The following is a 12,576-nucleotide window of genomic DNA, read 5'->3' as shown; positions in this document are numbered from 1 at the left end:
CGTGAGTGCCGCTGGTGGCCGAAGGGCGCTGATCGCGGCAAGGCTGTTTACTGGCTTTTCGTCGGAGGTGAGTGCCGGCGGATTGCCGGCGACCCTCCTGCCTCAGTTCTTCTTGACTGGTTTCTTGACGGCGTCGCCCTTGAAGGTGTTGTCGACCAGCGGTGGCGCGTCGACCTGCGGCACGTGGCACTGCACGCAGCTGTAGCGTCCACCGGTCGCTTCGGCGTGTTTCTTGCCGTCACGGTCGATGAAATGGCTATCGCCCATTTTCGGCGCTTTTTTCTTCTGATAGGTCGCCGCCGAGTGGCAGTCCATGCACTGGTTGCCTTCGAGGTTGATTTCGTCGAAGTTCTGCACCGCGTGCGGGATTACCGGCGGCTGCGTGCTGAAGGTGCGCGCGACTGGCTCTTCCGTCCCCGGGCGTTTGCCAGCGTAATCCTTGATCTCGGGTGCCGGGCTGGGTGCTGCGACGTCGATTCCGCGCATCGAGGTGGTGGCGTCGGCGGCAAACACCAGGGACGTCAGGCAACTGGCGACGACGGCGATGGTAAGTTTCAGTGAGTGCTTCATGGTTGGCGTTCCCTCCACGTCAAAAAAAGGATTTCTGCTTTTGCTCGAGTACTTCAGTGGCCGCTGGTCGCTGCTGTTGGTTCGCCCTGCGTGCCGTTGTCCGGTGGGTTGTTGAAGCGCAGGCCGAAAGTGAAAACATCTTTGGAGCAGACATCGATACAGCGTCCGCAGTTGGTGCAGTTGCTGGCCAGAATGACCGGGCCGATACCCTTGCCCGCACCCTTCAGTGCCGGGCGGATGACCTGCGGTTCCGGGCACACTTCGAAGCAGTCCATGCAGTCGTTGCACGCCGCCCGCTTGCTGGCGGTAACGCGTAGCGGACTCCCCTTGCCGAGCAGGCTGTAGAAGGCGCCGACCGGGCAAAGGTGGCCGCACCAGCCGCGGCTCATCACGAACAGATCGAAGAGAAAGACCGCCAGCACGACAACCCACGTGGCGCCCAGCCCGAAGAGCAGTCCGCGGTGCAGCATCGATACCGGATTGACCAGTTCCCAGGCGATGCTGCCGGTCAGGGAAGCAAGGAGCAAGGTCATCGCCAGGATCCAGTAGCGGCTGCTGCGCGAAACGTGTGCGCTGCCCTTTATCCCCAGTCGGCGGCGCAGCCAGCCGGCGAGGTCGGTGAGCGGATTGATCGGGCAGACCCAGGCGCAATAGACGCGGCCGCCAACCAGGAAGTAGAAGACGATAACGATCAGCGCACCCGTCAGCGCGAGTTTCTCGGGCCAGTTTCCGGCAAATAGCGACTGCAGCAGCACGTACGGGTCAGTCAGCGGCAGGCTGTCGAGCGTCAGGCTATACGCCAGATTCCCCTTGACGATCCACACGGCGGCCAGCGGGCCGAGCAGGAACAGTGCCAGGATCGCCAACTGGCAAAGGCGGCGAGCCAGCAGCCAGCGGTGGGCGGCGATCCAGCCTTTGCTGGCAACCGCTTCGGCACCGGCCCGCTTGCTGTTCATCGTGGGGCCTCGGCAGGCAGCTTGTTCAAACCGCTGCCCGGTGCCGCGGGACCGCCGAGGCCGGGCGGCAGGCTGGGAACCGCCGGGCCGCCAGCCGGAACTCCTGCCGGCAAGGGGTCGCTACCGGGATCGAAGTGGCCTTCGAGATGGACGCCTTCGGGCAGGCGATCGGGCAAATCGACCAGTTCCCGGTCCTCGACCAGGGAATGCCCGCCGGCCTTGCTCTTCTCTTCCCAGCCAAGGCGGTAATGCTCGCCGAGCGAGCCTTTCACCAGTTTGGCCGGCAGCACCCTGATCGATGCCTCTTCGGTGACGCAGGCGCTTTCGCATTTGCCGCAGCCGGTGCAATGCTCGGAGTGCACCGTCGGAATGAACATCGCGTGCCGGCCGGTACGCGTGTTCGGCCGGACCTCGAGCGTAATCGCCTTGTCGATGACCGGACAGACGCGGTAGCAGACGTCACAGCGCAGGCCGAGGAAGTTGAGACAGGTCTCCTGGTCGGAGAGAACGGCGAGGCCCATTCGCGACTGGTTGATGTCGGTCAGGCTGTGGTCGAGGGCTCCTGTCGGGCAGGCCTTGACGCAGGGGATGTCTTCGCACATCTCGCAGGGCCCGCTGCGCGCGGTGAAATACGGCGTGCCCGTGGCAATCGGCGATTCCGGTCTGGCCAGTTCGAGGATATTGTAGGGGCAGTCGCGCACGCACATGCCGCAGCGAATGCAGGCGCCGAGAAAGTCGTCTTCGGCGGTGGCGCCGGGCGGGCGGACGGCCAGTGGTGGTCTGGCCCTGGCCTGCTTGGCATAGCTTGCCAGACCCAGCCCGAGCACGCCGACGCCGCAAAGCAGCCGCGCTGAATCGAAGACGAACTGGCGGCGGGCCAACGATTGAGTGTTGGCCGCGCGCGCGGGCGCGGGGCTGCGGTCTTTATTTGCCGTGGGCATTTATGGTGTCGCCAGAAACCGGGCAGGTGCTCAGCGGCCATGAGGCGGGCGATGTTCTGCCCGCCCTGGCTCTCCCTGATTGTCCTGCGTTCGCGTGTCTATCAGGCTTTGACCACCTTGCACGCGCACTTCTTGAAGTCGGTTTCCTTGGAGATCGGACAGGTGGCGTCGAGCGTCAGCTTGTTGACCAGTCGATGTTCGTCGAAGAAGGGCACGAACACCAGGCCGGCCGGTGGCTTGTTACGGCCACGCGTTTCGACGCGCAACGCGATCTCGCCGCGCCGGGTAACCGTCTTGACGACGTCGCCGCGTTGCAGGCCGCGCTTCTTGGCATCGTCCGGGTGCATGTAGATCCAGGCGTCGGGCATGGCCTTGTACAACTCCGGGACGCGCCGCGTCATCGAACCGGTATGCCAGTGTTCGAGAACGCGCCCGGTGCATAGCCAGAGGTCGTACTCCTGGTCGGGCATTTCGGCGGCCGGCTGGTACGGCAGCGCAAAAATAACCGCCTTGCCGTCGGGCTTGCCGTAGAACTTCACGCCTTCGCCTGCCTTGACGTAAGGGTCGTAACCTTCGCGGAAGCGCCACAGCGTTTCCTTGCCGTCAACCACCGGCCAGCGCAGGCCACGCGCCTTGTGATAGGTGTCGAACTCTGCCAGGTCGTGGGCGTGGCCGCGACCAAAGGCGGCGTACTCCTCGAACAGGCCTTTCTGCAGGTAGAAGCCGCAAGCCTTTGCTTCGTCGTTGTCGAAGCCCTTGTAGGTCTGGCTGGTCGGGAACTTGTCGACCTGGCCGTTGGCGAAGAGCACCTCGTAGAGCGTCTTGCCCTTGTACTCGGGGTTCTTGGCGAGCAGGTCGGCCGGCCACACCTCGTCGGTCGTGAAACGCTTCGAGAACTCGATGTACTGCAGAAGATCCGAGCGCGCCTCCCCCGGCGCCTTGACCTGTTGGCGCCAGAATTGCGTGCGCCGCTCGGCGTTGCCGAAAGCGCCTTCCTTCTCCATCCACATCGCCGACGGCAGGATCAGGTCGCCGGACATCGCCGAAACGGTCGGGTAGCAGTCGGAGACGACGATGAAATTGTCGGGGTTGCGCCAGCCCGGGAAGATTTCATCATTGATGTTCGGCCCGGCCTGCATGTTGTTGGTCGTCGTCGTCCAGTAGAAATTGATCTTGCCGTCCTTGAGCAGACGGCTCTGCAACACGGCGTGTGCGCCTATCCAGTCCGGGATCGTGCCGGCCGGCAATTTCCACAGTTTTTCGCTGATCTCCCGATGCTTCGGGTTGTTGACCACCATGTCGGCCGGCAGACGGTGGGCGAAGGTGCCCACTTCGCGGGCCGTGCCGCAGGCCGAAGGCTGACCGGTCAGCGAGAACGGGCTGTTGCCGGGCTCGGAAATCTTGCCCACCAGCAGGTGCACGTTGTAGATCATGTTGTTGGCCCAGGTGCCGCGCGTGTGCTGGTTGAAGCCCATCGTCCAGAACGAGGTGACCTTGGCGTTCGGGTCGGCATAGGCCTTGGCCAGCGCTTCGAGATTTTCTTTCGGTACCCCGGAGATCTCGTGCGTCTTGTCGAGCGTGTACTCGGCGACAAAGGCCTTGAACTCGTCAAAGGTGATGTCGCTGGTGCCGCCGGGGTTGCCCTTGGGCTTGCCGTCTTCGCCCGGATAGCCGTTGTTCATCGCCACCTTCTCGAGCGGATGATTTGGCCGCAGGCCATAGCCGATATCGGTGACGCCTTTCTTGAAGTTGACGTTGCGGGCGACGAATGCCTCATTCACCGCGTTGTTCTGGATGATGTAGTTGCAGATGTAGTTGAGGATGGCCAGATCGCTCTGTGGCTTGAAAATCAACTCGTTGTCGGCCAACTCGGTTGAACGGTGGCTGAAAGTCGAAAGTACGTGCACCTTGACGCCCTTGCCCGTCAGCCGCCGATCGGTGAGTCGCGACCACAGAATCGGGTGCATTTCGGCCATGTTCGAACCCCACAGCACGAAGGTATCGGCGTGTTCGAGGTCGTCGTAGCAGCCCATTGGTTCGTCGATGCCGAAGGTGCGCATGAACCCGGCGACGGCCGACGCCATGCAGTGACGGGCATTCGGATCGATGTTGTTGCTCAGCAAGCCGGCCTTCATCAGTTTGGCGGCGGCATACCCTTCCCACACCGTCCATTGGCCGGAGCCGAACATGGCAATGTTGCGCGGGCCGCCTTTCTTGAGCGCAGCCTTGCATTTCTCGGCCATGATGTCGTAGGCCTGATCCCAGGATATCGGCGCGAACTCGCCGTTCTTGTCGAACTTGCCGTCCTTCATGCGCAGCAGGGGCGTGGTCAGGCGATCCTTGCCGTACTGGACCTTGGACAGGAAGTAACCCTTGATGCAGTTGAGCCCTCGGTTGACCGGCGCGTCCGGGTCGCCCTGGGTGGCGACGATGCGCCCCCCCTTGGTTCCCACCAGCACGCCGCAGCCCGTTCCGCAGTAGCGGCAGGCGCCCTTGTCCCAGCGCACGCCATCGGACTTCGCGGGTGCCGCCTGGGTGATGCCGGGAATGCTGATGCCCGCCGCGGTGGCGGCGGCGGCAACGGCATTGCTCTTGATAAAATCACGGCGAGTCAAGGTCACTTTCATCTCATACTTCCTCATCAGGATCGGGTTCAAACTGGCTGTAGACCAATGATGCGGAGAGCACGCCTGGCTGCTGGCTGATGGTGGTGAACATGTCCGCCGCAGCGCGGTCGCTGTCCGCTTCGATGGTCACGATAAGTTGGCCATCCTTGCTCGCTGCATGGACTTCAACGCCGCCCAGGAGCAGCAGACCGTCCTGTACCCGCTGCTGTACTTCGGGGCGGGCATTGACCAGCAGACTGGAAATATTCATCAGATCGAGGCTCCCCTGTTGGCAAGCTGACTTGTCGTGTCGCCACTGCGGCCGGACACTGAATCAGACAGCGTGCACCAGGGAAGTACTCTAAGCGCGCCATGCGGCCTTTTGCTTGATGCAGGTCAAGCGCGGAGGGAATCTGGCTGACTGCAGGCGGCGAGCGCCAGCGCTGGAGGTGTCGGTGGGTGGTTTGCCGCGGGCGGGACGAGCGCGACAGAACGGCAGCCTGCCATCGTGGCCGCTGCGTCACAGCAGCGCCCGCGCGCCGGGAAACGACGCACAGGACGACGCGATGCGACGCAAAAAAAGCGCGGGACCGAAGGTTCCGCGCTTTTTAATTTTGTCCCCGCAAGTGCCGTCAGGCCGGCATCCTGAACCTGGGTTCAGATAGGTCACATCCCTTCCGCATCAGGTATACCCGACTTGAGGGGCACACACAACAGCGGTTTCTATGGTCTGCAACCAATGCCAATTTGCATTGGTTCAAGGAATCTATGACCTTAACAAACACCGCAGGGAACTCTCTCGGAGTCTTCGGAACCACTCAGTCGGGCTTTAGAACCGCTTCAAGTTCCGTCTCCATGTGGCAAATTCTACGCCTAAAGGCGTCGCTGTCCAGCGTTATTTCGGATTCAATTTTCTGATCTTTTGCCGGCGCGTCCTGATTCGCGCAGAGGTACTCGTGGGCAATGTTCAGCGCTGCCATGACCGCGATGCGCTCGGCGAGATTGCTCTTGGTCTTCTCGGCGATGTCGCGCATCTTGCCGTCGACGTAGGCTGCGGCGTTGAGCAGTGCGGCACGCTCCTCGGGCGGGCAGGCGACACGGTACTCCTTGCCAAGCAGGGTGATATCCAGAAAATTGGTTTCGTTGGGCATCGGGAAAGAACTCTCAGGCTTTGGCTTCGGGGAGTTGCAGGGCAAGTTGCTCAAGCCGGGTGGACGCAGTGCCCATGCGCTCGGCGAGGCGTTGTCTGTCCCCTTCGGCGACAGCGAGCTGCTCGCGGAGCTGGTCATTCTCGGCGCGCAGGCGTTGACAGAGCGCGACCACCTGGCCAATCTTGCTCTCGAGCGTGTCTAGTTCATTCAGCATGGCCAGACTATAGATTCAAGAGCTATCCTTGGTCAAGGCGCGCAGCTTGCTTCCCGGCGGCGCCTTGCTCGCTGACCGCTGACCGCTTTCTGCGGCATGGGCGTTCCGTCCGATGCCGGGCGCGCTATAATCCGCGCTTTCGTCGGCCTTGGTCGGCGAAAGACATCGTGCAAGGTGCCGCAACGCAGATTCTCTGCAGCGGTTAAACGGGAAGCAGGTGCGTGTTCTTCAGAACACCAGGCCTGAGCTGCCCCCGCAACGGTAAGTGAGTGCGGGTGTGTCGAAATGCCACTGGGCGAGAGCCTGGGAAGGCGACACATCAAGACTCGCGAGCCCGGATACCGGCCTTCGCACACATTTGACGGAAGTGCCGCGGGGAAGCGGACACGAAACGCTCGGCCGTGCCGCCCGCCTCGTCGTTTTCTCCCTCGTGCATTTGATATTTGTTTGCTCGCCGGTTCGCGGGGACGCTCGCCGGAAGCAGGGAGAAACCCATGATGAATCAAAGGACGCCGCGCGCAGGTTTTGCCGCGGCATTGGCCACGCTATGCGGGGCGCATTTTCCGATCGCGGCCAACGCCGCCGACCAGCAGCTCGATCCGATCGTTGTCACCGCGACCCGACAGGCAACGCGCGCCAACGAGTTGACCAGCGACGTGTCGGTCATCACCCGTGAAGAAATCGATCAGGCCGGCCAATCCACACTCGAGCAGCTGCTGTCGCGCCAACCCGGCGTTCAGTACACCGCCAACGGCGGCCCGGGCACGAACAGCGGCGTGTTCATCCGCGGCGCGAGCAGCAATCAGTCGATCGTTCTGATCGACGGGCAGCGAATCAGCTCGGCGACGACCGGAAGTGCTGCGCTGGCGCGTATCCCGCTGGACCAGATCGATCGCATCGAGATCCTGCGCGGTCCGGCTTCGTCGCTGTACGGTGCCGACGCGATTGGCGGTGTCATTCAGATTTTCACGCGCAAGGGCGAGGGTCCGGCGCGACTCAACGCGAGTACGGGGTATGGCACCTACGGAACCACCGACACCACCGTCGGCATTTCGGGCGGGACCGATCTGGTTTCCTACAGTGTCCAGGCGGGTTATCTGGACACTGGCGGTTTCAACGCCATTCACGACAAGGCCAACATCTACTACAACCCGGACGACGATGGCTATCGCAACAGCAATCTGAGTGCGAACTTCTCCGTTCGCCCCGCGGCTGGTCAGGAAATCGGCGTCAATCTGCTGGCCAGCGACGGTACCAACCGCTATGACTCAAACGACTTCGGTGCTCGCGGTGCCGGGCAGAACTTCACCGCCGATCAGTTGGTGGAATCGTATTCGCTGTACTCGCGCAACCGCATCAATCAGGCGTGGACGAGTACGCTGCGTGTCGGCACCAGTACCGATGCCAGCAAGGGCTACGCCGGTAACGTCAGGGAGTACACCATACGTACCGACGCGGATCTGGCGTCGTGGCAGAACGATATCGTGCTGCCCGTCGGGGAAGCGCTGCTGGCCGCCGAATACACCAAACAAAAAGTGTCCGGCAGTACCGACTACACAGTGAGCGAACGCACGATTCGCTCGCTGCTGGGCGGCTGGAATGCCAGTATCGAGAAGCACCGCTTGCAGTTCAACCTGCGTCGTGACGACAATTCCCAGTTCGGCGCCGAAACGACCGGTTCCGCTTCCTACGGCTATCAGTTCGCTCCCGACTGGCGAGGGCACGTGTCATATGGGACGGCCTTTCGGGCGCCGACGTTCAACGAACTGTATTTCCCGGCCGGCAATTTCTTTACCGGGGGCAATCCCGACCTGAAGCCGGAGCAGGCGAAGAACATCGAGTTGGGGGCCAATTGGGAGCGCGGCGATCATCGTGCCTCAATCGTCGTGTACAACAACGACGTCACCGACCTGATCGAGTTTAGGCCACCGACCTACGCACCGGTCAACGTCAGCAAAGCCTTGCTGCGCGGCGCGACACTGACCTACGACGGCCGCTTTTCGGAATGGGGGGTGGGCGTCGTCGTCGATTTTCTCGATCCGCGCAATGACGAAGACGGACCCAACAACGGCAATCGACTGGCCCGCCGCTCCGACCAGCAGATGAGCAGCTACATCAGTCGAAAGCTCGGCGACTGGGACCTGCGCGGCGAGTGGCAGCTGGTCGGCAACCGCTACGATGACCCGGCCAATACCAAGCTCCTCGGTGGCTACGGCCTGGTCAACCTCTATGCGGACTACCGCCTGCAGCGCGACTGGACGCTGTTTGCCCGGGCCAACAACATCTTCGACAAGTACTACGAGACGATCGACAACTACGCCACCGCCGGGGCGAACGTCTTCGTCGGTGTCCGTTACGCGCCGAAGTAGGACGCTGCGTGCCCACCCGCCGCCGTGCCTTGCTGATTCTCGCAGCCCTCGTCGGGCTGTCGCAGCTGAGCATTGTGCTGGCGCTGATGGTGGGGAGCATCGCGATTGGTCCGCTCGATGTCCTGGCGACGCTGCTTGACGGCAATGGTGGCGTCACCGGCGAGGTGGTACGCAGCCTGCGCCTGCCGCGCGCCTTGACCGGTTTCGCCTGCGGTGGCTTGCTGGCACTGGCCGGAGCCCTGCTGCAGGTGCTGTTGCGCAACCCGCTCGCCGATCCGTATGTGCTGGGCATTTCGGGTGGGGCGGGTATTGGCGCGCTGCTGGCCATCGTCCTCGGACTCGGCGTTGCCGGGGTCAACGGGCTGGCTTTCGCGGGTGCCCTCGGCGCCATGCTGCTGGTTTTCGGCCTGGCCCATGGCGAGGGTGGCTGGACGCACTCACGGCTGTTGCTGACCGGGGTGATCGTTGCCGCCGGCTGCGGCGCCGTGGTCACCTTGATGTTGGCCATGGCCCCCGACGATCGTTTGCGGGGAATGCTGTTCTGGTTGATGGGCGATCTCTCGCAGACCGGCGACCCGCAACTGGTGCTGATCCTGCTCGTCGCGGTGCTCCTTGTTTCGCTGCCGTTCGCCCGCGAACTCAATCTCCTGGCACGCGGCGCCGACGTCGCGCAGGCGCTCGGTGTCGCCGTCCGCCCCTTGCGCCGTGGCGTCTATCTGGTCGCCTCGCTGGCCACTGCCGCGGCGGTCACCCATGCCGGGGCGATTGGTTTCATCGGCCTGATCGTGCCGCACCTCGTCCGCCTGGCGACCGGCAACGACCAGCGCCTGTTGTTGCCGGCCTCGGTGCTCGCTGGCGGTAGCCTGCTGGTGATCGCCGACACCCTGGCACGGACCATTCTGGCGCCACAGCAATTGCCCGTCGGCGTGCTCACCGCGCTGATCGGCGTGCCCGTTTTTCTCTTCCTGCTGACGCGCGGCGCGGCCGGGCGCGGCTGAGATGGATCACCCTCAGCCCCTGCTGTCCACCCGAGGCCTTCGCGTCGGCATCGCTGGCCGCACTTTCTGTCGCGATCTGGCGCTGAGCGTGCGACCGGGTGAGTCGCTGGCCATTCTCGGCCGCAACGGTGCCGGGAAGTCGACCCTGCTCTCGGTGCTGGCCGGTTTGCGCGCGCCGGAAGCGGGCGAGGTGTGCCTCGCCGGGAGCAGCTACGCCCAACTCGGCGCGCGGCGTAGCGCCCGCATTCGGGGCTGGTTGCCGCAGAGCCGCAGCGAGGCGTTCTCCTCGACGGTCCTCGAAACGGCACTGGTCGGACGCCATCCCCACCTTGATCGCTGGGACTGGGAGTCCGAAGCGGATGCCCGAAAAGCCCGTCAGGCGCTGGCCGCGGTCGGCCTGGCCGAATTCGCGCAACGCGACGTGCAGACGCTTTCCGGTGGCGAGCGGCAAAGGCTGGCCATTGCCACCTTGCTGACGCAGGCACCGCAGCTCTACCTGCTCGACGAGCCGCTTGCGCACCTTGATCTGAACCACCAGATCGCCACCCTCGAGCTGTTTGCCGCGCTCAATCGCGACCAGCGGATGGCCACCGTAATGGTTCTCCACGAACCCGGGCTGGCGGCGCGGTTCTGCTCGCGGGCGCTACTGCTCTTCGACGACGGCACGACGCTGCAGGGAAGCAGCGACGAGGTGATCGGCAGCGACTCCTTGAGCCGGCTGTACGGCTATCCGCTGCGCGAAGTGGATGCTGGCCAGCTGCGCTGGTTCATGCCCGCGTAGCGACTACCGGCAAGCACTCAGGTGCTCGGCGTCGACGGTCCGTCGCGATCGCTCTGCAGGGCTTGTTTCCGCCGGTACATGTCGGCGTCGGAGTATTGCACCAGCGATTCGACATCCTGTCCGTCGTCGGGGTACATGGCCAGGCCGATCGAGGCGCCGGTGTTGGCGTCCGACGCGGCCGGATCGATCGACAACAATGGCGTGCCGAGCAACTGCTCGATGTTGGTGCGCGCACTCTCGGCGTCGTGCCGGTTGTTGACCGCGTCGAGCATGACCACGAACTCGTCGCCGGCGTAGCGTGCAACCAGATCGCGGCTGCGCAGTCCGGTAAGCATGCGCTGCGCCATTTCCTGCAGCACCTTGTCGCCGACGTCGTGGCCGAAGCTGTCGTTGATGTTCTTGAAATCGTTGAGGTCGATGAAAAGGATGGCGAAAGGGCGCGGGTCAGAGAGTTCGCGTTGCTGTGCCAGGCGCTCATCGACGCGGCGCAGGAACGCTTCGCGGTTGGCCAGCCCGGTCAAGCGGTCGCTGAGCAGTTTGCTCTGCATGTTCCTGAAGCTTTTCGCCAGGTCGCCGATCTCGTCGCTGCGCGTGACGTCGAAGGCCGCGTTCAGGTCACCGTTGCCGACCTTGCGGGCGGCCACGGCGAGCTGTTTGAGGTCGCGGGCGACGACCGAGAGGACCATGAAGCCGATCAAGATGGTCATCAGCGAGGCCAGCAAGGCTAGCGCCACCGTGCGCTTGAAGTTCTCGGTCACCCCAAACAGGAAGTCGCTGCGTGGTACGGCGACGACGATGATCCAGTCCAGTCCGGCGGCGTCCTGGATGCGTGCATAGGCAGCCTCGACTGCCTCGCCGTCGGCGCTTTCAAACACCGCCGTTTGCGGGTGCGGGGCTCCCGCGGAAGGGTGCAGCAGCTTGCGGATCTCGCGATAACTGGCGGCGACCAGTGGATCGTCGCTATCCTGCACCTTGAGTCGCACCTTGTCTCCGGCGGCGTCCTTGCGCAGGTGCGGGCCGCGTGAGGTACCGATCAGCTGGCCGTCGGTTTCGACCACGTAAGCGATGCCGTTGGCGCTCAGTCTCAACGAGCGCAGAAAATCGTTGACTCCCTGCAGCGACAGGTCGGTAGCGACGACGCCCTGAAACTCCCCCCGAGCGTTGCTGACTCGCCGGGCGCGGGTGGCGACCAGTTCCTCGGTCTTGAAGTCAATGTACACCGAGGTCCAGGTATGTGCCGTCGAACTCTCGCCGGACTTGAACCACGGGCGTTCGCGGGGCTCGAAGATGCGCGTTTCGCGAACGGGATTGGTCAGTTCGCCAGCAATCCCGGAAAAGTAATAGATCGTTCGCGGGCCGTCGCCAACGGTTCGCAGGCGCAATTCGGCGTCGCTTTCCGAATGCCGCCAGAGTCCGAAAAAGCGCCCGGTACGATCGCCGTAGTAGGCGTAATTGTTGGGGTCGCGATGCACCGAGGTGGCCAGCCAGAAGCGAGTGCGCAGGTTGTCGAGGTCGTCGTTGATGTTTTCCGGCGCGGCCACGCCGGCGGGAAACGCCGTTTCTAGCACCGCGCTGGCACCGAAGACGTGCCGCTCGGCGGCCTGGGCGATGCGGTACACCATCTCCGACAGCAACTGATTGGACAGGGTGTCGACGGCGACCCGCCCTGTCGAGTATGACAGGCCGCCGATGGCGCCTGCCAGCAACAGCACCAGCACCACGTACGGCAGGGTGAGCATCTGCCGCAGGGAAAGGATTTGCAGGAACTTCATGGACTCTCGCGGTGAGCGACTCGGTGAAAAGCGCGCCAGAAAAGCCGCCGCGCTGCGCCGCACTTCATCGTTAACAGGGGCACAGGCTGTAAGGGCCCGCACGCCTGAGCACTGGCTAGAGCGAATGCTAGGCGAAGGCCGCGCGGGCCCGCGTGACGGATGTCACGGCGGTTGGCAACGCCGGTCGTCAAGCGGTTTCCTGGCGGCGCGAGGGAGAC

General features: G+C 63.6%; 11 protein-coding genes and 1 riboswitch. Of the genes, 3 read left to right on the top strand and 8 right to left on the bottom strand.

Translation table 11 applies throughout. From position 1 onward, the window contains the following. Positions 1 to 102: 102 nt before the first annotated feature. The 7 genes from QZ634_RS09900 to QZ634_RS09870 form a co-directional block, all read right to left on the bottom strand. A complete protein-coding gene (locus QZ634_RS09900; protein ID WP_291987710.1) occupies positions 103 to 570 on the bottom strand; it encodes a nitrate reductase cytochrome c-type subunit in 468 nt (155 codons plus the stop codon). A gap of 53 nt (positions 571 to 623) precedes the next feature. Next, positions 624 to 1,526 (bottom strand): quinol dehydrogenase ferredoxin subunit NapH, encoded by a 903-nt coding sequence (gene napH / locus QZ634_RS09895; protein WP_291987708.1) that lies wholly within the window; start codon positions 1,524 to 1,526, stop codon positions 624 to 626. Then, positions 1,523 to 2,467 (bottom strand): ferredoxin-type protein NapG, encoded by a 945-nt coding sequence (gene napG / locus QZ634_RS09890; RefSeq protein ID WP_291987706.1) that lies wholly within the window; start codon positions 2,465 to 2,467, stop codon positions 1,523 to 1,525. Before napG ends, napH begins: the two co-directional genes overlap by 4 nt. A 101-nt stretch (positions 2,468 to 2,568) precedes the next feature. Beyond that, on the bottom strand, positions 2,569 to 5,088 hold the full coding sequence (gene napA, locus QZ634_RS09885; RefSeq protein ID WP_291988099.1) for a nitrate reductase catalytic subunit NapA: 2,520 nt from the start codon (positions 5,086 to 5,088) through the stop codon (positions 2,569 to 2,571). Between the two features lie 7 nt (positions 5,089 to 5,095). After that, positions 5,096 to 5,344 (bottom strand): chaperone NapD, encoded by a 249-nt coding sequence (locus tag QZ634_RS09880; RefSeq protein WP_043566621.1) that lies wholly within the window; start codon positions 5,342 to 5,344, stop codon positions 5,096 to 5,098. 547 nt (positions 5,345 to 5,891) lie between these two features. Next, entirely contained in the window at positions 5,892 to 6,224 is a 333-nt protein-coding gene (locus tag QZ634_RS09875) for a cell division protein ZapA (protein ID WP_291987705.1), read from the bottom strand. 13 nt (positions 6,225 to 6,237) lie between these two features. Further along, on the bottom strand, positions 6,238 to 6,438 hold the full coding sequence (locus QZ634_RS09870; protein ID WP_291902894.1) for a hypothetical protein: 201 nt from the start codon (positions 6,436 to 6,438) through the stop codon (positions 6,238 to 6,240). A 155-nt stretch (positions 6,439 to 6,593) separates the two neighbouring features. Continuing rightward, positions 6,594 to 6,803, top strand: a riboswitch (cobalamin riboswitch). A 129-nt stretch (positions 6,804 to 6,932) separates the two neighbouring features. On the opposite strand from QZ634_RS09870, the gene QZ634_RS09865 reads away from it, so the two are divergent. The 3 genes from QZ634_RS09865 to QZ634_RS09855 are packed head-to-tail and all read left to right on the top strand — an operon-like array spanning position 6,933 to position 10,586. Further along, positions 6,933 to 8,807, top strand: coding sequence for a TonB-dependent receptor (locus QZ634_RS09865; protein ID WP_291987703.1), 1,875 nt, complete (start codon positions 6,933 to 6,935; stop codon positions 8,805 to 8,807). 8 nt (positions 8,808 to 8,815) lie between these two features. Further along, a complete protein-coding gene (locus QZ634_RS09860) occupies positions 8,816 to 9,805 on the top strand; it encodes an iron ABC transporter permease (RefSeq protein WP_291987701.1) in 990 nt (329 codons plus the stop codon). 1 nt (position 9,806) lies between these two features. Continuing rightward, complete coding sequence (locus QZ634_RS09855) at positions 9,807 to 10,586, top strand: ABC transporter ATP-binding protein (RefSeq protein ID WP_291987699.1); 780 nt, start codon at positions 9,807 to 9,809, stop codon at positions 10,584 to 10,586. A gap of 17 nt (positions 10,587 to 10,603) precedes the next feature. On the opposite strand, the gene QZ634_RS09850 is transcribed toward QZ634_RS09855, so the two are convergent. Next, positions 10,604 to 12,358: a GGDEF domain-containing protein gene (locus tag QZ634_RS09850; RefSeq protein ID WP_291987697.1), complete on the bottom strand. Its 1,755-nt coding sequence runs from the start codon at positions 12,356 to 12,358 to the stop codon at positions 10,604 to 10,606. Positions 12,359 to 12,576: the final 218 nt, after the last annotated feature.

This window comes from Candidatus Accumulibacter sp. ACC007 (assembly GCF_907163205.1).
In the GTDB taxonomy this organism is placed as follows: domain Bacteria; phylum Pseudomonadota; class Gammaproteobacteria; order Burkholderiales; family Rhodocyclaceae; genus Accumulibacter; species Accumulibacter regalis.
This window is presented reverse-complemented; position numbering and strand designations above follow the sequence as displayed.

Bases quoted from the DNA above. Each gene is read 5' to 3' on its own strand.
- QZ634_RS09900 (WP_291987710.1), bottom strand. From the start codon at position 570: ATGAAGCACTCACTGAAACTTACCATCGCCGTCGTCGCCAGTTGCCTG.
- napH (WP_291987708.1), bottom strand. From the start codon at position 1,526: ATGAACAGCAAGCGGGCCGGTGCCGAAGCGGTTGCCAGCAAAGGCTGG.
- napG (WP_291987706.1), bottom strand. From the start codon at position 2,467: ATGCCCACGGCAAATAAAGACCGCAGCCCCGCGCCCGCGCGCGCGGCC.
- QZ634_RS09880 (WP_043566621.1), bottom strand. From the start codon at position 5,344: ATGAATATTTCCAGTCTGCTGGTCAATGCCCGCCCCGAAGTACAGCAG.
- QZ634_RS09875 (WP_291987705.1), bottom strand. From the start codon at position 6,224: ATGCCCAACGAAACCAATTTTCTGGATATCACCCTGCTTGGCAAGGAG.
- QZ634_RS09870 (WP_291902894.1), bottom strand. From the start codon at position 6,438: ATGCTGAATGAACTAGACACGCTCGAGAGCAAGATTGGCCAGGTGGTC.
- QZ634_RS09865 (WP_291987703.1), top strand. From the start codon at position 6,933: ATGATGAATCAAAGGACGCCGCGCGCAGGTTTTGCCGCGGCATTGGCC.
- QZ634_RS09855 (WP_291987699.1), top strand. From the start codon at position 9,807: ATGGATCACCCTCAGCCCCTGCTGTCCACCCGAGGCCTTCGCGTCGGC.
- QZ634_RS09850 (WP_291987697.1), bottom strand. From the start codon at position 12,358: ATGAAGTTCCTGCAAATCCTTTCCCTGCGGCAGATGCTCACCCTGCCG.